Below are 20,399 nucleotides of genomic sequence, written 5' to 3'. Positions count from 1 at the left end.
GATTGGCGCGCATCCAGGCCCCGCACTGTCAAAAGACGCCGCCCACAGGAGACAACCATGGACCACGCCAACCTGCTCGCCATCGACATCCACACCCACGCTGAGGTGAGCTGCTGGAACCCGTTTGACAACTACGGCGAGGAATACGACCGCGCCGCCGACAAGTACTTCAAGAACGGCCGCCGCCCCACCATCGCCGAGACGGTGGCTTACTACCGCGAGCAGAAGATTGGCCTGGTGATGTTCACCGTGGACGCAGAGTCCAAGATGGGCCGCCGCCGCATCCCCAACGAAGAGATCGCCGAGGCGGCCAAGGCCAACAGCGACATGATGATGGCGTTTGCCAGCATCGACCCGCACAAGGGCAAGATGGGCGCGCGCGAGGCCCGCCGCTTGATCGAAGAGCATGGCATCCGGGGCTTCAAGTTCCACCCCACGGTGCAGGCCTACCACCCCTACGACAAGATGGCCTGGCCCATCTACGAGGTGATTGCCGAATACGGCATGCCCGCCATCTTCCACACCGGCCATAGCGGCATCGGCAGCGGCATGCGCTGCGGTGGCGGCCTGCGGCTCGAATACAGCAACCCCATGCACCTGGACGATGTGGCGATCGACTTCCCCGACATGCAGATCGTGATGGCGCACCCGAGCTTTCCGTGGCAGGACGAGGCGCTCTCTGTGGCCACGCACAAGCCCAATGTGTGGATCGACCTGTCGGGCTGGAGTCCTAAGTACTTCCCCAAGCAACTGGTGCAGTACGCGAACACGCTGCTCAAGGACCGCATTCTGTTCGGCAGCGACTACCCACTGATCACGCCCGAGCGCTGGATGAAGGACTTCCAGGAAGCGGGCTTCAAGCCCGAGGTGATGCCCGGCATCTTGAAGGGCAATGCGGTGCGGTTGCTGGGGCTGGACAAGGCTGCGGTGTCTCCTGGGGTGTGACCCTCTGTGGCGCAGAGCGTGGTGCGTGCGCCGATTGGTGCAGGTCAACGCGGGGTGGGTTTGCTGGGCGCAGTGACGGGGTGAGACACTGGGGGCCGGATCTACCGTCCGCCTGACCACCTCTTCACCACGCACCGCGGGTTCCCGCAGCCAAGTTCTCCACATGCCCTTGTCTTTTGTCGCCCGGCTTCTCGCCCTCCTGTCGCTTGGGTTGGTGTCGCAAGCCGCGGTGGCGTTGGATTGCGGCGAGGCGTTGCTCGGTGACTACGCGCTGCAAGAAAACGGCGTTGCGGTGCTGCGGGTGGAGCAGACCCAGCACCGGCTCTACACCCGGCAAAAAGATGCGGACGGACAGTGGAGTGCGAGCTTCTTTGAAAGCGCGGTGGTGCGGCCAGACGACGTGCGCAAGGTCATGGGTGCTGCAGACGGTGTTGTCCCGTTGTGTGGCATCCGGCTGCCTGGCGGGGTGTTGTTCAAGCTGCCAGTGGGGCATGCCTATGCCGTCAGCAGTGCCACGGAGAAGTCCACCGTCCCCCGCAAGGCCTTGAGCGGCTACCTGTATTACGAGGCCAGCGGGTTTGCGGTCTCTGCCGCCGATCTGTTCCCGGTGGCCCGGGCGGGGGCATCGCCGGCACTGCCTGTGGCCCCTGCAGCCGCAGGCCTCCAGGTACCAGCCACAGCCATGTGCCCGGGCCAGCGCTTGCCCGATATGCAGCAGGCCGCTTTCGATGCGCTGCCAGAGGCTCAAAGGCAGTGGTTTGCGCGCCTGGATGGGCCTGGACAAGCCCGGTTTGTGTGCGGGCAATACCTGCACGATGTGATCGGTCGCTACATTGCCTCGAACAGGCCTTCTGCTGCGCCGAAGGAAGTCACGCTCAGAGAAGCTTCGTTGTTGCTGCAGGCGGGGCAAGTGCCCCGCAACGCCCAGGGAAAGGCGTCGTGGGCCACGGTCTCGCAAAGCCTGCTGGTAGGGCATCTGGGTACGGGCCGCGACACGATTCCGTGGCAAAAGGAGGTGTTTGCGCTGTTTGTGAATGACCTGCTGCCGCACATCGATCCCGCCCCGGACAACGAGCGTGACCTCTACGACCAGGTTGCTCTCATCAAGGAGGTGGCGTTGATGCCGCCAGAGTTCGGGATGGTGGCGCTGAAGTCATTGAACCGGCAAGGCACCTTGCAGCGCACGCTGGGCGGTTCGTCAGAGCGCATCGCCTTGCAGGTCTTGCGGTTCAACACCTGGCGCCTTCCTGGGCCAACGTTGGATTACCTGCTGGCAGAGGCCGGGCCCGACGCTGCCAACGACGGGGACGTGATGACGGGCTTGATCGACAGGAACGGCATCGAAGGTGTGCAGCGTGTGCTCAATGCCGGGGCCAACCCTGCCCAGCAAGGCTGGCTGGCCCGTGCGCGAATGGACCCGGCCGCAGCCTCTGGCGTGTACCCCTTGCTCTTGAATGCGGCTTTTGCTGCCGCGCAAGGAGATGCGGTGCGGTCCCGTCTGCTTGGCGATCAACTGACCCTGGTGCTTGGGAAGCTGCTGGCCCAGTGCCCCAGCGAGCCTGATCGCTGGAAAGAGATCGACTTTCTGGTCGATCGGGGCGCTCGGGTGCGCGGTGTTTTTGACAATGGGGCGTTTGCAACCACCAACCTGGGCGTGTTCGCGCTCAAGTGCCCGCAGGGTTTCACGGCGCTGCTTGATCGTGGCCTGCCGCTTGACGCCCTGTACCCCTATCCCTCCTATGCGGGCGAGCGGCAAGATACGCCGTTGCTCATGTACCTGACGGCAGCGATGGAGGACTTCCCTCCTCAGGCACCGGTGCTGGTGCAAATGCTCAGCAGGCACAACAACGCCAACGTTCGACCGGGCTGCGCGGGTTGCAGCCCATACAACCCCCTGGAAATGGCCATCATTTCAGGGAATACCGATCTGGTGCAGGTGCTTCTGGACTTTGGCGCCGACCCCAATGACCCCAACAAGGACGGCAGACCGCCAGCCATACGGGCGGTGGTTCAGAACCGGGTCGACATGCTCGAGATGATGCATGCCAGGCGCAAACTTGACGTCAACCGGCTGGACAGGCCCCAGATTTCCCTGCTGGCATGGGCTGCTTGCGCGGGTGCGCAGGAAGCCATGGCCTGGCTGGTGCGCGAAGGGGCGGTGAACACTGGGCAGGAGCGGTGCCAGAAGAAAGGCTGACGCTTTGCAATATGCCTTTGGGCCTTTGGACCGTGGAATAGGCGGTGGGCCAGCACGGTGGCCAGCGGGGGATCTGGTGGCACCCCAAGTGCCACAGCGACCCTTTGCACAAATCACCGCGCCGTGTGCATAGGTGTATTGATGGTTTGCTGCGTTTTCCACCTCGGCCCGCAGCGCGCACTGCCCGCAGGATTGGTGCAGAGGACCTCTAGTCGTAGACCTTTTGCAGCAGGCGGATCAGCGTCTTGCGCTCGGCCGTTGTCAGGCGGGCCGTGGCGTCTTCTTCCAGCTGCGCGGCGGTTTGTTCGGCCTGCTGCGTCAACTCGGCCCCGGTGGGCGTGAGGTGCACGCCCATGGCGCGGCCGTCGCTGGGGTGGGGGCGGCGTTCGATCAGGCCGCGCCGCTCCAGCGCGGCAATCAGGCCCACCAGGTTGGGAGGCAGCACATTGAGTGTGGCGCACAGCTGGCGTGAGGTGATGCCCGGGTTGTGGGCCACCAGCGACAGCACCGAGAAGTCCACCACCTTCAGGTCATACACCGCCATGCGCTCCATGAACACCGCAATGATGGACAGCGACGCGCGCCGCGTGTTGTAGCCCACCAGCGTGCGCAGCAAGGTGGTGTCCACCATGTCCACGGAGGGGGCGGGTGCGGCTTCCTCCACGGTGGAGGTTTCGGGCAAGGGCGGTGGGGGCAGTTGGCGGGTGCGGCGGGCCATGGGGTGCGGTGGTGTTGGGGCGTGGCGCTGTCTGGGGCCGGTTGGGGCAGGTGCCCAGGCGCTGGGTGGGCTGATTCTAATGAAAATGGCCTCCAGCCCCATTTGATAAAGCGCTGGCAGCTATCAAAAATATAGCTATTGCACGTGTGGTGCAGGCGCTTGTCCCAGCTTGGCCTGCACCACGGCGGCCAGCCAGTCCATCACCACGCGCACGCGCTGGGGCAGGTGGCGGCGGTGGGCGTACAGCAGCGTGACGGGCATGGGCGGCGGTGGGTGCTGCGCCAGCACCGGCACCAGCAGGCCTTGCTCTACCAGGTCTTGCGCGCCCAGCAGGGGCACCTGGATCAGGCCCAGCCCGGCCAGGCATGCGCCCAGGTAGGCCTCGGCGCTGTTCACCGTCACGCGCCCGCCCATGGGCAAAAAGGTGGTGGCGCCGCCTTCTTGCACCTCAAACCCGGCCGACCGCGTGCCCAGCGTGCTCACGTAGTGCACCAGCTCGTGCTGGGCCAGGTCTTGCAGCGTGTGCGGCGTGCCCAGGCGCGCCAGGTAGGCGGGGCTGGCGCAGGTGGCCACGGGCACCTGGCCCAGGGGGCGGGCCACCAGGCCGGGCTCGGCCACCGGGCCCACGCGGATCACGCAGTCAAAGCCCTCGCGCACCAGGTCCACGCGGCGGTCGGTGCTGCTCACTTCCACCTCCAGCTGCGGGTGGCGCTGCAGCAGCTCGGGCAGGCGCGGCAGCACCATGTGGCGGGCAATGCCGGTGGACATGTCGATGCGCACCCGGCCGCGCAGGGCGGTGCCCTCGGGCTGGTGGAACATGGTTTGCAGCTCGTCCACATCGTCCAGCACGTCCTTGCAGCGCTCGAAATACGCCTGCCCGTCTTGCGTGAGCTGCACGCGCCGCGTGGTGCGGTGCAGCAGGCGCGTGCCCAGTTGCGCTTCCAGTTGCTGCACGGCCAGGGAGGCGCTGGCTTTGGGAATGCCCAGCACCTGCGCGGCCTGGGTGAAGCTGCTCAGCTGCGCCACGCGGGCAAAGATCTGCATGCGATCCAAAGGGTTCATTGTTCGCCTTGTTAAGACAATGAATCTGATTTTGCGCCATTTATTCGTCTTGTCTACGCCAATAAAGTTCACCCCAGCCCGGCACATGGTGTGACTGGGCCACAGACCCCAGGACTGCACCATGACCACATCGACCCCCTCCACCGCTTCTTCCGCATCGCCCTCTACCCCCATCGTGCTTATCACCGGCGGCAGCCGGGGCCTGGGCCGCAGCGCCGCATTGGCCGCTGCCCGCACCGGCATTGACGTGGTGCTGACCTACCGCCAGCAGGCCACTGAGGCCCAGGCCGTGGTGGCCGAGATCACCGCCCTGGGCCGCCGCGCCGTGGCCTTGCCGCTGGACGTGGGCGATGTGCGCAGCTTTGAAGGCTTTGCCGCCCAACTGACGCAGGCGCTGCAGACCCACTGGCAGCGCGAGCGCTTTGACTTCCTGGTGAACAACGCCGGGATGGGCGTGCACGCCCCCATCACCGACACCACCGAGGCGCAGTTCGATGCGCTGGTGAATGTGCACCTCAAGGGCGTGTTCTTCCTCATCCAGCGCCTGCTGCCGCTGATGAACGACGGCGGCCGCATCCTGAACCTGTCCTCGGGGCTGGCCCGCTTTGCGCTGCCGGGCTACGCCGCCTATGCAGCCATGAAGGGCGCCATCGAGGTGCTCAGCCGCTACCTGGCCAAGGAACTGGGCCCGCGCGGTATTGCGGTGAACGTGGTGGCGCCCGGCGCCATCGAGACCGACTTTGGCGGCGGTGCCGTGCGCGACAACGCGCAGCTCAACGCCTTTGTGGCCGCGCAAACGGCCCTGGGCCGCGTGGGTGTGCCGGAGGACATTGGCCCGCTGGTCGCCTCGCTGCTGCAGCCCGCCACCCGCTGGGTCAATGCGCAGCGCATCGAGGCATCGGGCGGCATGTTCCTGTAAAGCAACCCTGGGGGGTTGCGTTTGTGCCCTTAGCTCGGCGCGTGCAGCCCGCGCCGGTACTGCACCGCCTCGGCCACATGGCTCACTTCGGTGCGCTCAGCCCCGGCCAGGTCGGCAATGGTGCGGGCCACCTTCAGCGCCCGGTGCGTGCTGCGGGCCGACCAGCCCAGCCGTGCGGCCGTGGTGTTCAGGAACTTGGCGGCGGTGTCATCCAGGTGCAGATGCTCGTCAATGGCCTGGCCCTGCAGCGCATGGTTGGTGCTGCCCTGGCGGGCCATGGCGCGGCCACGGGCCTGCACCACGCGCTCGCGGATGGCGGCGGTGTCTTCGCCCGGCGGGGCTTTGAGCAACTGGTCGGCGGGCAGGGCAGGCACTTCCACATGCAGGTCAATGCGGTCCAGCAGCGGGCCGCTGAGCTTGCCCTGGTAGCGCGAAACCTGGTCGGGCGTGCAGCGGCAGGCGCGTTGGCTCGATCCCAGGAAGCCGCAGGGGCAGGGGTTCATCGCCGCCACCAGCTGAAAGCGCGCCGGAAAATCCGCCCGCTGCGCCGCCCTGGCGATGGTGATGTGCCCGGTCTCCAGCGGCTCGCGCAGGGCTTCGAGCGCGGCGCGGGGAACTCGGGCATTTAGCTTTCTTGACAAAGATGCAAGGTTTTTTGTCAGATCTACAAGGAGGACAGCAGCGCATTCTCAACTCATACGGCTGTCAATGGCAAGGCTGCTCCGCACGACAAGGTCTGTTCAATCTCCTCACAGCCGCCGAACCTACGAGTCTTCGATGCATTCGCCATGCACGGTGTTCTACAACCAACTCTTGGTACAACTTGTCGAGCTTGTTGCTGCGGCTACGCTCACCGGCCCGCTGTAGGCAAGAACTCCACGCCAGTACGCCGCACCAGCTCCCGGTAGCTGATGGGGGCTGACACTCGCTCTCCCTCCCGGTTCTCTTGCCAGTGGGCCCAGCTGCGACCCGTCGTGGCGTCGTACACCAGTTTGAAGAGGTAACGCGGTACGCGCACTCGTCCTTCTCCAATCGCAGGAGCATTGGGCTCAAACACCGGCCCCGTGATCACGTACACATCACCGCTGGCACGCAAAACGTACTTGCGGGTGTCCTGTTCAATCTTGGCCCAGGAACCACCGTTTTGTTGTGCGTTCTGGGGAACCATGTTTGCCAAAGAAAAACTCTGCGCCATGGAGGTAGGCGTGGCCATATCGCCAGCCGGTGCCATGTGCCCTCTCGAATATCCAGAATGCTTGTAGTCGCTGAGCTCGGCACGTTCCACCGCAGGCAGACGTGCATCCGCAAAGAACTTGTCTGCTCTTCGTTCGTGCGCATCTTCAAGGCTTTTACGGTTGAGCCTCTGGGCGACATAGACAGGCGTCTTGGTCTCCCCACTGTGTAGGACCGCAAACGCTGCGTAGCAAAGCTCACGTAGTGCAGCTCTCTTGGGCACCACCGGTGGGCGACCGTCCGCAAAAAACTGACGACATTCAGAAAAGCTCGTGGGGTGCGGAACCGTCAGCGGTGCTTGATCACTGAAGTGGCCACGGGCCAGGGCTGAAAAAGAAACAGACAGTGCCAGCGCAAGGACAAGCGCTGGTCGGCAAACAGAAATATTCACAGGGTCTCGGGTTTCAAAGGGGCGCTGATTTGACCACCTTCCCAATTGGAAACGGGTGGATACACTGGCACGAATGGGGGTGAAGATGCGAGTGCAGGCGTATGACAAGTGACCAAGTCTTGACCAACGGCGCTTTGAGAGCGGGCGCGCAGCTGGGGTTGACCCATGCCGAACTCGCCCAAGTGCTGCACCTTGATGCACAAGCGATCTCCGCCATGGAGGCAGGCATCGAACCTCTGCGGGCGGATACCCCCCCTGGGCAACGCGCCATCACACTGATCAAGATCCTCCATGCGTTAGCGGTCAACGTGGGCTTGGACGAAGAGACTGCAAAACGGTGGATGGCCTCGCACAACACAGCGCTTGCAGGAACCCCGGCCTCGCTCATGCAGACTGACGAAGGACTTGGGGCTGTGTTGGCTTACCTGCAGCGCGCGGAAGCTCCGCAAGGGGCCTGACAGTAGCGCAACTTCTCTTTTAGTTCCTGTTGGACGTCGGGGTTCGACAAGCCCTTCGTTCCATCGCATGCGACGAGGTTATGCCGACAAGATTCAGGCCAATCCTCGACGTCGTCGTCCATAGCTATCCACTGCCGGGGTTTTCGTCGCTGAGCGTCTTCTTGAACTTGCACCCCTCTCGGTGTGGCGCGAAACATGGACAGGTTCCAGGGATCCACGCCATGGACACGCTTGTGGTACGTCCCACCAATGAACCGGGCACGCAGGGAGGCTGGAAGCCGCTTGAGGGTGGCGCTGTATCCAGGACGGATGCACCAAGTACTACTCAGTACCAAGGCGACTGAGGGGTACGGCTCAAGAACAGACTCCAGGATAGGAACCCATTCGAAAAGAGAATGTCCTGCAGCCTCATACGGGCTCATGTAGATACCCTTGCGGGGATGCCAGAGCACTTTTTCGTGGTGGACCACACCGTCAAGGTCCAAGTACAGAACGACGTCCGCACTGCGCGGAGTAGATGCCGGGAGATATGGGGAATTCTGGCCAGGGGGCATTGCCGTAGGGATTCTGCTTGGTGCTATTGGTCTTCGGGGACGACGGGATGGCCAGAGCGAGCTCCGGACATTCAAACTAACTCCCTCGGTGGATGATGGTGCGATCCCCGGTGTTAAGCGACAGATTTTGGCCTTCGCCGACGGCTGGTCAGATTGGATGCTCCCATTTTTCGGACTACAAAATTATTGAGACGTTACCAAAATAAATGAGATGCCCCTTCCCACGCCAATGGGGGAGCGGATACAAACTCAGCCTAGCTCGATGTCGCAAGCTCATAGCTCACAGGGGTCTCAATGGGACTGAGATAGCCTGAGATGCGTTGATCTGCTGATGCTCGGGAACCATAACCATTGGGCGGGAAAGTCTCACCAGTGCACACTGCGCAAGCCGGTCACACCCGTAACCCTCTCAAGATTGGCACTGATTCACGGCCCCGAATTTTGCACCAGGAAGTGGAAGCCAAGCTGCAGGAAGTCTTGGGGCAGGTGGCGCGCCGCGATGGTGTTTACAAGCCCGCAGACGATGTTCGAGACACCTTGGGCGACGGGGGTACAGCGTGAGTACACAGTTAAAGAGTTGCCCATGGACAATTTTGGTGAGCTCTACTACGGCCGTACCGGGCTTCGCAACGCGGCCAACAGCATCACGGAAGATCAGCGCACCAACTGCATGCAAAAGTTGCAAGAGGCCAAGACCACGCTGATCAGTCAATATGGCCGCTTCACCACAGGAAACCTTGCGAGGCAGCTGGACAAGGCGATGAAGGCCTTACAGAACTGGCGCTGAACGAAATTGGGCATAGTTCGCATGCGTCCATCGCTGGCGAACCATGCTTGCACCAGCACCACGGTCGATGAACCCCCTGCCCTAAGCTCGAATACGACTCGTCGGATTTCTGATTCGCTCCACCTCGTCCTGTGGATCGCCTTGGCCGATGAGTGCGATGAATTGGGAGCCGACGACCAAAGGCTCGTATCGGGCATCGAACTCGTTCACGAACTCATGCGCCCTTGCGGCGAGCAAATCGCGATCAAAACTGGGGGGCAATCTCCAGAAGCAGCCATGCGAGACGCCAGTCCACCATCAATGATGGAGTCACCACCAACCGTGACCCATGCATGCAACGACACCGCGTCCTCATCCCCGCCTGGGTGTTCCACCTCATGGTGCAGGCTTTCCACCGTGCACGGAAACAGGGTTTTGCCTCGCTGCTGGATTGTGCCAATCACTATCTCGGCTGGTATGTCATGTGCGACTAACGTGGCGTACAGCTTGACTGCAATGGGAATGCAGCGATTTCCGAGATAGCCTGGAATCGCATCCTGGATCGGAGTCCAGAGGATTCTGACGAGCTCACAAGCTCGATTGAATTTAGCTTCAGGAAGTTTGTCCAGTCGGATATCGCATGGACGGGTAATTCCAAAATCGGGCGCCCTTTCCATCGCACTCTGAAGAAACTGTAAATACTCTTTGGTGTATTTCATGTCAAGGTTGTGTTAGCTGAGTCACAGTGCACCTTGAAAGAGGAATGACAATTTTAGATTGATATTCCCGCACTGGTGGATGATCGTTTTGCCAGCGCACATTGCCATACTCCATCATTATCCTCACCTCCTCTTCACTGAGGGAAATAACTGCCCGCCACTTGCATTCTTGAACAAATATACCGGTTCCACGGCTCGCTGCTTCGGACGAATCCGTTTCAAATTCAGTCCAATAGGTTCCCACTTTGAAATCGTAGATTGGCTCATTCTCGCAATAGTGGACAAAGACGTATGGAGGGCCAACCACCTTAATACTTGATGAAATAGACCCGTCTGCATTTAGAGCCCAAAAAGAATATTTGTACAAAATTCTCCACATTGCTCAATTTTCCTCCGACAAACATTGAAGCTGGATCGATTATTACCGACACACACGAACCGGAAATATACATCTACGGCTTATTCACATTGAGGTTCAACTGAATTGTCAATGAGAATTTCTTGTAATAGAGCAGGCGTGCAGTTCGAAACGTCACGGTTTTCCTTGCTTTTCACCTCCATTTGGATAGCCGTCATGCCTCATGGCCCGAGGCCATCCATGCATGCATGCATGCCAGTATTTCATTCGTCAAAGACTCGCCTCCCGCTTTCGCGGGCCGGTGATGCTCACACCTCCCTGAGCTTCATTGCGGTTTGCGCGAGGTATCGCTCCAGCTTGGGGTAATGGTGGATGTACCCCCGAAACCCTCGGTAGATCACCACTTCCACTTTGGGCTGCTCACCATCATGAATCTCCAACGAAAGCACGGGCTCGTGCTTGTTGCCGCTGTGTTTTCTGTGCTCACAGATCTTGAGGTACTTGGCTACTGCAGCCTCTCGAAATTGCGTCTGAAGTGCCGACGAACCAAAACCGGCTGAAGGCCGTTCATTGAAAAGCTTGGCAAATTCAACATAGAGCATGTCGATTGCAAGGTGGTACTTATCCTCCCATTGGAGCGGGGCAAATTGCGTTTGCGCAGCACCAGTAAGCGATGGCGTAAATGAAATTGGAGGGGCCAGTCCTTGGAGCCCTGCGGGGACGGCCAACCAAGGATGCAATTGCGCTCCTTGCTGGACTTCACGCTCAACAAACATTCGGCAAATCGCGTATGAGGCCAGCGCCTTCGCGTCCGTCTCGATATAAAACCCATTGACACCCTTTCGAACCCGCATCAGCTGCTGCGGGGGCTCGCCGTCGATGCCAAGGAGATACTCGATAACAAAGCGCTCCAGCTTTGATTGCGACAACTTCTTGACCAGTTCATCCCTGGTTGTGAAGCGGTCCAATTTGCTAACTCTTGTAGTGATAAAGCGAAGAAGAGTGCAGTAGGCTGTATCCCGTTTAGACAGTCTACGTCGAAGTGCAGACAGCGCATTGGTCCTGGCGTCCGTAGTCAGCGCTGCACGCATTTGCTCAGGGCTCTCCAGCCATGGGTGCCCTGTGCTGGATTGCCATACCACCCCCCTAAGGAACGAATGCGTGTTGGGGTAGTGGTTGAGGATCGGATGAAGCAGTCTGAGTGATTTTGACTTGCTCTGATACATGAACAACTTTGGAAACCTGCCAGAGCGTTCGAACAACAAACGTCTAAGGTTGTCACGATACACGCCGCTTGCATCGAGAGTTCTGAGCAGTTGCTTATCCGTCGATGGCTTTGCAGTTGGTTTCGCGGTAAAGATCCAGCGGACTATTTGCAGGTAAGCCTCGTCCGCTTCAGATACGGAGGTCACTGGAACTCGCACAGCTTTCCCAGATTTCGCTTTTGAGATGGTGATATCTGCAGGACGAGCTGGTGATAGGAGGCCTCGCAGAATTGGCGAGTTTTCGATCTCTCTCCGCGTCAATGGAAGGTTCTGAAGATGTGGGTTACCGTCAAGGTCAGCAACGATATCCACGGTGAGAACATTGCTGGTGACCATCGCCAGAAACGGGCTGCGGTACATGGGATAGGTGCCTCTGAGTAGCCGCGTCACATCCTCCACGCTGAGGCCTGATCTTCCCACTAGGCCATGAATCAGGAGATGCATCTGAACATTGGTCTTCTCACCAGCGCTGTGGCGCAACTTGGCCAGATATGAGAAAACCATGTCCTTCTGGTGATCGCGCCGCTCGATCAGTACCTCTGGGGGCTCTATGTCGTCTTCCATCGATTCAACAACATGCTCCACGACAGGCAACTGTGTGCTTACCTCTGAAGGGTTCGATATGCCCAAAGATGCTTCTTCAGGGTTCGGTCCTGGGGCTCTGCTGAGACTGCGCTGCGTGATGCGGTTGGTCCATCTGATGTGCGAGCGTTCCAGCAGCCTCAGCCGTGGACTCCATTGAGCGGAACGAGCTAGTAAAAACCCCTCGTCTACCTCCAACACAAAGCCCGCCTGCAGCATCCCTTCCAACACGGTCGCCTGTTTGCCGATGGAGATGCCCTGCGCGGCCGTGACGTTGATACCCGGTGACGGCTCATCAAAGGACAGGCTATTGATGATCTCCGCTAGCATGCCGTCCAGTGGCTTCAGCGCCTCGCTCAGCAGCTCCTTGCTGCTCTGCGCGAATCGCCCATCCCGGTAGACCAGGCGGTGCATCGCATCGGCAGAAAACAGCGTTCTGGGGTGAGATGCACAGGCATCCAGTATTGCGAAGTAGGTCTCGCGGAAGGTCACTGCCGGTGATTTACTGCGCATGCTCTGGTGGAGTTGCGCGAAGGTGAAGCCCTGTGCTGCGTGTCGGCCCACATACGCATCAATCTCCGCGTCCAGGTCAAACGAAGCGGATTGCGGTTGCGCAGGTGGGGCTCCCAAGGCGGGAGGAGACGGACTGAGCAGCTGAGCTTTGCTGTGTAGCTGCGTCGATGGTGATGGCACGACCGAGACGGCGGGTTTGGGGGTGGCCACGGCCACTGTTGCTGTTGCTGTTGCTGTTGCTGGTGCTGGTGCTGGTGCTGGTGCTGGTGCAGTAGATTCACTGCCGATGGATTGCGCCACCCTTTCAATGACAGTCAGGGGCTCGTGCCCAAGTATCTTCACCAGCTTGGCCCGCACGCGCCGCGCGCCTGACTCCAGCTGGGTAGCCTTCAGATCCGCAAAGTCAGCCGCAACATGCGAGATTTGGTTCAGTTCAGCAATCAGATCCTGCACGCTCTGAAGCGGCGGAGGTGAAGTCTGGCTCCAAATGGAGTCGAACCAGTGCTGCACCTCGCCCACCTGCTCAGGATCAGTCAGCAGTACACCGAACTCGGTGCGCCGCAACACACCCGCGTCCGTGAGGTTCGCAGAGCCTGTGTACGCCCCAACGCGGCTGACCACGGTCTTGGCGTGGATTGCTGGGTAGTGATGCACCGAACCATCGTGCTCCCTCAGGAACTCGTAGACAGCTCCACGTTCTTTGGCGGGGGTAGCAGACAGCCACTCCAGCACATCCGAGATCAGCCGCCATGAGTCGGACAACCCAATCAGACGGTGGAGGTAATGCAGACCAATGTAGGGGCTCACGATGCTGACGTTTTGGCCCTGCACAACCTGCACGATGGCACGGTCAAAGGGCGAATCCTGGTTCGGATTGTCTGGTGCGTGATACAGGAGTCGCTGCATTCATCCCCCTCTGTTGTTCGAAGTCCTCACTTCCTCTTGCCCTTGAGGTGCCCACCGATGCTTTCAAGCAAAAACACGATTTCTTTGCGACCTTGCAGCTCAGTGTTTTGACAGACGCTTCGAAGCTCACTTGGGTTCGTCTTTTGGTGAAACTGGAGCTGTCCCAACTCAATTTGCAATCCCACCGAGACCTTTTAGCCACCAAATCAGGATAGGTATCAATCACTAAGTTCGAAGTACGAAGTACGAAGTACGAATGTACTGATACAGCGCCAACTCCGCGTCTCTGGCCGCGTTGTCGTAACGCATAGCCAAAGACACCACCCCAATTCATGCACTGTCAAAGCCTTCTGTCGCGCAGACCTCTGAAAAAACCGCTCTCAAACATCTAGGAATCGATCGACCCCAGAGCTCAGTCCTAGATGCTGCCCCAGTTCTCCCCGAACACCGTCGCCTGCTGCAGCACCAAGTCCACAGCCTCTTCCTGCAAGTCCGGCGGGTACTTGTACTTGCGCAAGACCCGCTTGACCATCAGCCGCAGCTTGGCCCGCACGCTCTCGCGCTCGGACCAGTCCACCGTCAGGTTCTGGCGCAGGTTCTCGGTCAGCTCGTGGGCAATCTTCTTGAGGGTTTCGTCGGTGAGTTCTTTGACCGCTGATTCATTGGTGGCCAAGGCGTCGTAGAACCGCACCTCGTCCTCAGTCAGGCCCAGCATCTCGCCCCTGCTAGCGGCCTCGCGGAACTTCTTGGCCATCTCGACCAGTTCTTCCATCACCTGGGCAGTTTCGATGGAGCGGTTCTGGTAGCGCTTGATCACGTTACCCAGCAGGTCGGAGAACTTCTTTTCCTGCACCACGTTGCTGCCGAAGCGGCTCTTAATCTCGCCTTCGAGCAGCCGTTCGAGCAGTTCGACGGCGAGGTTCTTCTCGGGCAGGTTCTTCACCTGCGCCAGGAATTCATCGTCCAGCAGGCCGATGTTGGGTTTGTCGAGGCCCACCGCGTCAAAGATATCCACCACCTGATCGGACACCACGGCGTTGCTGATGATCTGGCGGATGGCTTCGTCGCGCTGTTCGTCAGTGCGCTTCTTGGCGGTGATGTCGCGCTTGGTCAGGATGACCTTCACGGCCTGCATGAAGGCGACTTCTTCGCGAACGGCCTTGGCCTCGTCCAGCGTGCAGCACAGCGAGAAGGCTTGGGTCAGTGCCAGGGTGGTGTCGGCAAAGCGACGTTTGCCATCCTTGCCGCCTTCTTCCCGAAGGCCCAGGATGTGGTTGGCAGCCCTCGCCAGGGTTTGATGGCCCCCGGTGAGGAAGTCGCTGTAATCGCAGCCATGCAGCATGGATTGCAGGACATCGAGCTTCTCCATCAAGACGCTGTACGCCTCGCGGGCATCCACGGTGGGGGTGCCACGGCCTTTGCTGGCGGTGTACTCCTTCATGGCGGCTTTGAGTTCGTTGCCGATGCCGATGTAGTCCACCACCAGGCCGCCTTGCTTGCCCTTGAAGACGCGGTTCACGCGGGCGATGGCCTGCATGAGGTTGTGGCCCTTCATGGGCTTGTCCACGTACAGGGTGTGCACGCAAGGTGCATCAAAGCCGGTGAGCCACATGTCGCGCACGATGACCAGGCGCAGCGGGTCGGCGGGGTCTTTGAAGCGCTTTTCAAGTCGCTTTTTGACCTTACCGTCGTAGATGTGGGGGCGCAGCAGGGCTTTGTCGCTGGCGGAGCCGGTCATCACGATCTTGATGGCGCCCTTTTCTGGATCGGGGTCGTGCCAGTCGGGGCGCAGCTTGATGATCTCGTTGTACAGGTGCACGCAGATGTCACGGCTCATGGCCACGACCATGGCTTTGCCCGATTGGGCAGTGCTGCGCTCTTCAAAGTGCGCTACCAGGTCGGCGGCCACGCTGGCCACACGAGGCTCTGCGCCGACGATCTTTTCCAGGGCGGCCCAACGGCTTTTGAGCTTGGCCTGCTGGCTTTCCTCTTCGTCCTCGGCCAGTTCGTCTACTTCGTCGTCAATGGAGGGTAGATCTTCGTCTTTCAGCCGCAGCTTGGCCAGGCGGGACTCGTAGTAGATGGCCACGGTGGCACCATCTTCCTTGGCCTGCTGCATGTCGTAGACGTGGATGTACTCGCCAAACACCGCACGGGTGTCGTGGTCGGTGCTACTGACTGGGGTGCCGGTGAAGCCCACAAAGGTGGCGTTGGGCAGGGCATCGCGCAGGTGCTGTGCGTAGCCCGCCTGGTACTTCTCTTCGCCGGGCTTGCCTTTGAGGATGGCCTTGAAGCCGTATTGGGTGCGGTGGGCTTCGTCAGCGATCACCACGATGTTGCTGCGCTCGGACAGCACCGGGAAAGTGTCTTCATCCTCCCCCGGCATGAACTTCTGGATGGTGGCAAAGATGATGCCGCCCGAGGGGCGGTTGCCCAGCTTGGCGCGCAGGTCTGGGCGGGTCAGTGCCTGGGTCGGCTGCTCGCGCAAAAGGTCTTGGGCCAGGCTGAACACGCCAAAGAGTTGCCCGTCCAGGTCATTGCGGTCGGTGATGACCACGATGGTGGGGTTCTCCATCGCGGCTTCTTGCATCACACGGGCGGCAAAGCAGGTCATGGTGATGCTCTTGCCGCTGCCTTGCGTGTGCCACACCACACCACCTTTGCGGGAGGCACCGGGGCGGGACGCCGTCACCACTTCCTCGATGGCAGCACGCACCGCATGGAACTGGTGGTAGCCCGAAATCTTCTTGACGAGTTGGCCGTCGTCCTCAAACAGGACGAAGTAACGGATGTAGACCAGCAGGTACTGTGGGGCCAGCACGCCACGCACCAGGGTTTGCAGTTCTTGAAACTGCCCCAGTGGGTCGAGGTTCACCCCATCAATGGTGCGCCAGGCCATGAAGCGCTCGGCGTTGGCAGACAGCGACCCCATCAGCGCATCGGTGCCGTCCGAGATCACCAGCACTTCGTTGTACTGGAACACGTCCGGTATCTGCTCTTTGTACGTCTCGATCTGGTCGAACGCCTTCCAGATGTTGGCGTTCTCGTCGGCGGGGTTCTTGAGTTCCAGCAGCACCAGCGGCAGGCCGTTGACGAACAAGATGATGTCGGGACGGCGGGTTTTGTGCGGGCCTTTGATGGTGAACTGGTTGACCGCCCACCATTCGTTCTTCTCGGGATGAGCCCAGTCGATCAGACGAACGAAGTCGCCGCGTGTCTCGTCGTCCTTTTGATACTGGACGGGAACACCCCCCACCAGCAGCTTATGGAAGGCGCGGTTGGCCGCCAGCAGGGAGGGGATGCCTAAGTCAGTGACTTGCTTGATGGCATCTTCACGGGCAGCGACGGGAATGCCTGGATTCAGGCGGTTGACGGCTTCGCGAAGCCGGAAGGGCAAAACAACTTGGCGGTAGTCGGCACGCTCGGGCGAAGAACCGTCGAAGGCGATGTCGGGGCCGTAGCGGTGGGTGTAGCCCACGTCTTGCAGCCAGGCCAGGGTTTGGACTTCACCCGGTTCAATAGACACCTATCAAGGTCGAAATTGAACTGGAGAGTGAGAAATGAAGAGAGTGCGATACCCGGCTGAGTTCAAGGCAGAAGCCGTCAAACAGGTGACCGAGCGTGGTCATGGGGTAGTGGATGTAGCCAAGCGATTGGGCATGTCGGACAAAAGCCTGTACCTGTGGGTGCGGCTTGCCAAAGAGCAATCGAGCGCAGGGGGGGCAGAGACAAGCCAGCTCAAGGCCGAGGTATCCCGGCTCAAAGCGGAGCTCAAAAGGGCCAATGAGGAGCGCGACATCCTAAAAAAGGCCGCAACGTACTTTGCCAAGCTGTCCGGGTGAAGTGCGCATTCATGGCCGAACATAAAGGCCAGTTCCGGCTCAGCAGCATGTGCCGCGTTCTGCGCGTACAGCGCAGTGGCTATTACGCTTGGAAGGCCAATCCAAAGTCCAAACGCGCCTTAGCCGACGATGTCTTGCTGGCAAGCATTCGGCAATCCTTTGACGACAGCCACGGGATTTATGGAAGCCCACGCATCCTGCGGGACTTGCGAGAGGACGGTATGGCGTGCGGTCAAAAACGTGTAGCACGCCTGATGCGCCAGGCCCAACTGCGCTCAGTGCGTGGTTACAAGCGGCCACGCTACCGAGTCGGTCTTCCTGCGACTGCCGCACCGAACCGGTTGCAACGTGAGTTCACGGTCACGCTACCGAACCAAGTGTGGGTCACCGACATTACCTATATCCGAACCCATGAGGGCTGGTTGTACCTAACGGCCGTAATTGACCTGTACTCGCGCATGGTGGTCGGCTGGGCGATGAACTCCAGCATGGCTACAGAGTTGGTGTTGGATGCGCTCACGATGGCAGTGTGGCGCAGGCGCCCAACGGGTCCAGTGATGATCCATTCCGACCAAGGAAGTCAGTTTGGCAGTGACGACTTCGCCCGCTGGTGCAAGGACAACCAATTGGTGCCAAGCATGAGCCGACGTGGAAACTGTTGGGACAACGCGGTAGCAGAGTCCTTCTTCAGCAGCTTGAAGAAGGAGAGAATCAAACGCCATATCTATGCCACCAGGCAAGACGCCAAGTCAGATGTGTTTGACTACATCGAAGGTTTTTACAATCGAATCCGTCGGCACAGTCACCTAGACCAACTGAGTCCGCTGGCATTCGAACAACTTCGAAACGGAAGTTGAAATATGTCTACGAAACCGGGTGAAGTCCAGGCGGCAGCAGCCCGGCAAAGCGCTGGGCCAGCATGGACTTGCCCGAGCCTGGGGGCCCCAGCATCAACACGCTGTGCCCGCCGGCTGCGGCAATCTCCAGTGCACGTTTGGCGGCGGCCTGGCCTTTCACGTCGGCCATATCCGGGCCTGCGGCGGCGGCACCCAGCGGTGTGGGTTGCAGGGGGCTCCAGCCGTCGTTGTCTACCTCGGCATCGCCACCGGCGCTGCTGCCGGGGGGCAAAAAGGCGCGCACCACGTCCAGCAAGTGGCGCGCCCGCACCACCTGGGCATCGGGCACCAGGGCGGCTTCTTCGGCGCTGCCCGGGGGCAGCACCATCTGCACGCTGATTTGCTGCGCCGCCAAGGCAAGGCTGGTGGCCAGCGCGCCGCGCACCGGGCGCAGCTCGCCCGATAGCGACAGCTCGCCCGCAAATTCATACCCCTGCAGGCGCTGCGCATCCACCTGCCCGCTGGCGGCCAGGATGCCCAGGGCAATGGGCAGGTCAAACCGGCCCGAATCCTTGGGCAAATCGGCGGGTGCCAGGTTCACGGTAATGCGCTTGTTGTGCGGAAACTCCAGCCCTGCATTTTGCAAAGCCGAGCGCACGCGCTCGCGGGCTTCCTTCACCTCCACATCGGCCAGGCCCACCAGCGTGAAGCTGGGCAGGCCGTTGGCCAGGTGCACCTCGACGGTGACGGCTGGGGCCTGCAGCCCCAGAAGGGCGCGGCTTTGCACCAACGCAAGACTCATATGTAACTTTCTCCCCAGATGGGTGCACTTGCTAAAGCGGTGGGATGTAACGGCTTGTGATTGCACCAGTCGGGTGCATCGTCAAAAAAAGCTTGCACCGCTTTGCGCAGCCGATCAGCGCGCATTGCGGTGCATTCAATTTTGGAATGCAGCAGGCGGTGGCACGGTCCGTGCTTAAAGCCCTTGTCCCTACTTTGTCCAACCGGAGGAAACATGATTCGCACTTCCATCAAGACCCTGGGCGTTGCCCTTGTCGCTGCGCTGCCCGTGTTGGCCAGCGCGCAACTCACTGGCAATGTCAGCCTGACCACCAACTACAAGTTCCGTGGCCAGGACCAGGACACCAGCAAGGTCAAGGCCGTCAAGCCCGCGCTGCAAGGTGGTTTTGACTATACCTTTGGCGAAACCGGCTTTTACGTGGGTAACTGGAATTCCAGCGTGGATTGGCTCACAAGCAACTCGCTGGAGATGGATTTCTACGGCGGCTACAAATTCAAGGCCGGCGCGGTGGACCTGGACGTGGGTGCGCTGACCTATGCCTACCCCGGCAACTCGCTGGGCAACACCACCGAGCTGTACGGCGCCGCCACCTACGGCCCGCTGACCGCCAAGTACTCGCACACCATCTCCAAAGACTACTTCGGCTACGCCGGCAACAAGCTGGGCACGGGCCGCAAAGGCACCAACACCGGCTACCTGAACTTCGCCTTCTCTCAAGAAGTGATGCCCAAGGTCACGCTGAAGGCATCGGTGGGCTTCACCCGCTTTGCCAGCGACATCAAGGACTCGGGCGTGCCCAACTACATGGACTACAGCGTCGGCGGAGCCTATGATTTTGGCAGCGGCCTGTCGCTGGGCGCTGCGGTGGTGGGTGCCAACAAGAAGGACGTCTTTGGTCCGGTCAACAAGTCGCGCGTGATCGTCACGCTTACCAAAACCCTGTAAATCTCAGCGGGCACCGCGCGTGCCCGTTGCCGGAGGACATGAACATGAAAATGGTGACAGCCATCATCAAACCCTTCAAGCTCGACGAGGTGCGTGAAGCCCTGTCGGACATGGGGGTGCAAGGCATTACGGTGACCGAGGTCAAGGGCTTTGGGCGCCAAAAGGGCCACACCGAGCTGTACCGTGGCGCTGAATACGTCGTGGACTTTCTCCCCAAGGTCAAGATCGAAGCCGCTGTGGCCGACGACCTGGTGGACCGCGTGATCGAAGCCATCGAAGGCGCTGCACGCACCGGCAAGATCGGTGACGGCAAGATCTTTGTGACCCACCTGGAGCAGGTGGTGCGCATCCGCACGGGCGAAACCGGCAAGGAAGCCCTGTAAGGGCC

The 20,399-nt window shown here is 60.4% G+C and carries 15 protein-coding genes and 2 pseudogenes; 8 read left to right on the top strand and 9 right to left on the bottom strand.

The window, feature by feature from the left end; translation table 11 throughout:
- Nucleotides 1–57 precede the first annotated feature (57 nt).
- Nucleotides 58–945 carry an amidohydrolase family protein gene (locus EAG14_RS20800; protein ID WP_121730005.1) on the top strand — a complete coding sequence of 296 codons (888 nt, stop codon included), beginning with the start codon at nt 58–60 and terminating at the stop codon, nt 943–945.
- A 163-nt stretch (nt 946–1,108) separates the two neighbouring features.
- The gene (locus EAG14_RS20795) at nt 1,109–3,142 is read left to right on the top strand and encodes an ankyrin repeat domain-containing protein (protein WP_121730004.1); all 2,034 of its coding nucleotides are present in this window, start codon (nt 1,109–1,111) and stop codon (nt 3,140–3,142) included.
- Between the two features lie 208 nt (nt 3,143–3,350).
- Here EAG14_RS20795 and EAG14_RS20790 read toward each other — a convergent pair whose 3' ends face one another.
- Complete coding sequence (locus tag EAG14_RS20790) at nt 3,351–3,860, bottom strand: MarR family winged helix-turn-helix transcriptional regulator (protein ID WP_371414377.1); 510 nt, start codon at nt 3,858–3,860, stop codon at nt 3,351–3,353.
- A 135-nt stretch (nt 3,861–3,995) separates the two neighbouring features.
- The gene (locus EAG14_RS20785; RefSeq protein ID WP_121730003.1) at nt 3,996–4,922 is read right to left on the bottom strand and encodes a LysR family transcriptional regulator; all 927 of its coding nucleotides are present in this window, start codon (nt 4,920–4,922) and stop codon (nt 3,996–3,998) included.
- Between the two features lie 121 nt (nt 4,923–5,043).
- Here EAG14_RS20785 and EAG14_RS20780 point away from each other — a divergent pair, with 121 nt between their 5' ends.
- The gene (locus tag EAG14_RS20780) at nt 5,044–5,841 is read left to right on the top strand and encodes an SDR family NAD(P)-dependent oxidoreductase (protein WP_121730002.1); all 798 of its coding nucleotides are present in this window, start codon (nt 5,044–5,046) and stop codon (nt 5,839–5,841) included.
- Between the two features lie 29 nt (nt 5,842–5,870).
- On the opposite strand, the pseudogene EAG14_RS20775 reads toward EAG14_RS20780, so the two are convergent.
- A pseudogene (locus tag EAG14_RS20775) lies at nt 5,871–6,455 on the bottom strand (ATP-binding protein); the annotation flags it as partial.
- Between the two features lie 236 nt (nt 6,456–6,691).
- Nucleotides 6,692–7,399 carry a DNA/RNA non-specific endonuclease gene (locus EAG14_RS20770; RefSeq protein WP_240457082.1) on the bottom strand — a complete coding sequence of 236 codons (708 nt, stop codon included), beginning with the start codon at nt 7,397–7,399 and terminating at the stop codon, nt 6,692–6,694.
- 167 nt (nt 7,400–7,566) lie between these two features.
- Between EAG14_RS20770 and EAG14_RS20765 the strand changes: the two genes are divergently transcribed.
- Complete coding sequence (locus EAG14_RS20765) at nt 7,567–7,923, top strand: antitoxin Xre/MbcA/ParS toxin-binding domain-containing protein (protein ID WP_121730001.1); 357 nt, start codon at nt 7,567–7,569, stop codon at nt 7,921–7,923.
- On the opposite strand, the gene EAG14_RS20760 is transcribed toward EAG14_RS20765, so the two are convergent.
- Nucleotides 7,887–8,477: an HAD domain-containing protein gene (locus EAG14_RS20760; protein WP_121730000.1), complete on the bottom strand. Its 591-nt coding sequence runs from the start codon at nt 8,475–8,477 to the stop codon at nt 7,887–7,889. The genes EAG14_RS20765 and EAG14_RS20760 overlap by 37 nt on opposite strands.
- 583 nt (nt 8,478–9,060) lie before the next feature.
- Between EAG14_RS20760 and EAG14_RS20755 the strand changes: the two genes are divergently transcribed.
- A complete protein-coding gene (locus EAG14_RS20755; RefSeq protein ID WP_121729999.1) occupies nt 9,061–9,264 on the top strand; it encodes a hypothetical protein in 204 nt (67 codons plus the stop codon).
- Nucleotides 9,265–9,470: 206 nt separating this feature from the next.
- Here EAG14_RS20755 and EAG14_RS22980 read toward each other — a convergent pair whose 3' ends face one another.
- The 3 genes from EAG14_RS22980 to EAG14_RS20745 form a co-directional block, all read right to left on the bottom strand.
- A complete protein-coding gene (locus EAG14_RS22980; protein ID WP_162996051.1) occupies nt 9,471–9,962 on the bottom strand; it encodes a hypothetical protein in 492 nt (163 codons plus the stop codon).
- A 666-nt stretch (nt 9,963–10,628) separates the two neighbouring features.
- The gene (locus tag EAG14_RS20750; protein WP_121729998.1) at nt 10,629–13,586 is read right to left on the bottom strand and encodes a phospholipase D-like domain-containing protein; all 2,958 of its coding nucleotides are present in this window, start codon (nt 13,584–13,586) and stop codon (nt 10,629–10,631) included.
- A 418-nt stretch (nt 13,587–14,004) separates the two neighbouring features.
- Nucleotides 14,005–17,112 (bottom strand): type I restriction endonuclease subunit R, encoded by a 3,108-nt coding sequence (locus EAG14_RS20745; RefSeq protein WP_121729997.1) that lies wholly within the window; start codon nt 17,110–17,112, stop codon nt 14,005–14,007.
- A 34-nt stretch (nt 17,113–17,146) separates the two neighbouring features.
- Here EAG14_RS20745 and EAG14_RS20740 point away from each other — a divergent pair.
- A protein-coding gene (locus EAG14_RS20740; RefSeq protein ID WP_371414362.1) for an IS3 family transposase occupies nt 17,147–18,285 on the top strand; the annotation gives its coding sequence in 2 pieces (ribosomal slippage) (nt 17,147–17,396 and nt 17,396–18,285; 1,140 coding nt in all).
- A 31-nt stretch (nt 18,286–18,316) separates the two neighbouring features.
- On the opposite strand, the pseudogene EAG14_RS20735 reads toward EAG14_RS20740, so the two are convergent.
- Nucleotides 18,317–19,066: pseudogene (locus EAG14_RS20735) on the bottom strand (magnesium chelatase domain-containing protein); the annotation flags it as partial.
- Nucleotides 19,067–19,279: 213 nt separating this feature from the next.
- Here EAG14_RS20735 and EAG14_RS20730 point away from each other — a divergent pair.
- Complete coding sequence (locus EAG14_RS20730) at nt 19,280–20,011, top strand: TorF family putative porin (protein ID WP_099657481.1); 732 nt, start codon at nt 19,280–19,282, stop codon at nt 20,009–20,011.
- A gap of 44 nt (nt 20,012–20,055) precedes the next feature.
- Entirely contained in the window at nt 20,056–20,394 is a 339-nt protein-coding gene (gene glnK / locus EAG14_RS20725) for a P-II family nitrogen regulator (RefSeq protein WP_099658948.1), read from the top strand.
- Nucleotides 20,395–20,399: the final 5 nt, after the last annotated feature.

Origin of the sequence: Acidovorax sp. 1608163, assembly GCF_003669015.1 — a bacterium.
GTDB lineage: Bacteria > Pseudomonadota > Gammaproteobacteria > Burkholderiales > Burkholderiaceae_C > Acidovorax.
Note: the sequence above shows the minus strand (reverse complement) of the source record. Positions and strands in the feature narration are given on the sequence as shown.

What these genes read in the sequence shown, in the direction of transcription:
- EAG14_RS20800 (WP_121730005.1), top strand. Translation starts at nt 58, where the DNA reads ATGGACCACGCCAACCTGCTCGCCATCGACATCCACACCCACGCTGAG.
- EAG14_RS20795 (WP_121730004.1), top strand. Translation starts at nt 1,109, where the DNA reads ATGCCCTTGTCTTTTGTCGCCCGGCTTCTCGCCCTCCTGTCGCTTGGG.
- EAG14_RS20790 (WP_371414377.1), bottom strand. Translation starts at nt 3,860, where the DNA reads ATGGCCCGCCGCACCCGCCAACTGCCCCCACCGCCCTTGCCCGAAACC.
- EAG14_RS20785 (WP_121730003.1), bottom strand. Translation starts at nt 4,922, where the DNA reads ATGAACCCTTTGGATCGCATGCAGATCTTTGCCCGCGTGGCGCAGCTG.
- EAG14_RS20780 (WP_121730002.1), top strand. Translation starts at nt 5,044, where the DNA reads ATGACCACATCGACCCCCTCCACCGCTTCTTCCGCATCGCCCTCTACC.
- EAG14_RS20765 (WP_121730001.1), top strand. Translation starts at nt 7,567, where the DNA reads ATGACAAGTGACCAAGTCTTGACCAACGGCGCTTTGAGAGCGGGCGCG.
- EAG14_RS20760 (WP_121730000.1), bottom strand. Translation starts at nt 8,477, where the DNA reads ATGCCCCCTGGCCAGAATTCCCCATATCTCCCGGCATCTACTCCGCGC.
- EAG14_RS20755 (WP_121729999.1), top strand. Translation starts at nt 9,061, where the DNA reads ATGGACAATTTTGGTGAGCTCTACTACGGCCGTACCGGGCTTCGCAAC.
- EAG14_RS22980 (WP_162996051.1), bottom strand. Translation starts at nt 9,962, where the DNA reads ATGAAATACACCAAAGAGTATTTACAGTTTCTTCAGAGTGCGATGGAA.
- EAG14_RS20750 (WP_121729998.1), bottom strand. Translation starts at nt 13,586, where the DNA reads ATGCAGCGACTCCTGTATCACGCACCAGACAATCCGAACCAGGATTCG.
- EAG14_RS20730 (WP_099657481.1), top strand. Translation starts at nt 19,280, where the DNA reads ATGATTCGCACTTCCATCAAGACCCTGGGCGTTGCCCTTGTCGCTGCG.
- glnK (WP_099658948.1), top strand. Translation starts at nt 20,056, where the DNA reads ATGAAAATGGTGACAGCCATCATCAAACCCTTCAAGCTCGACGAGGTG.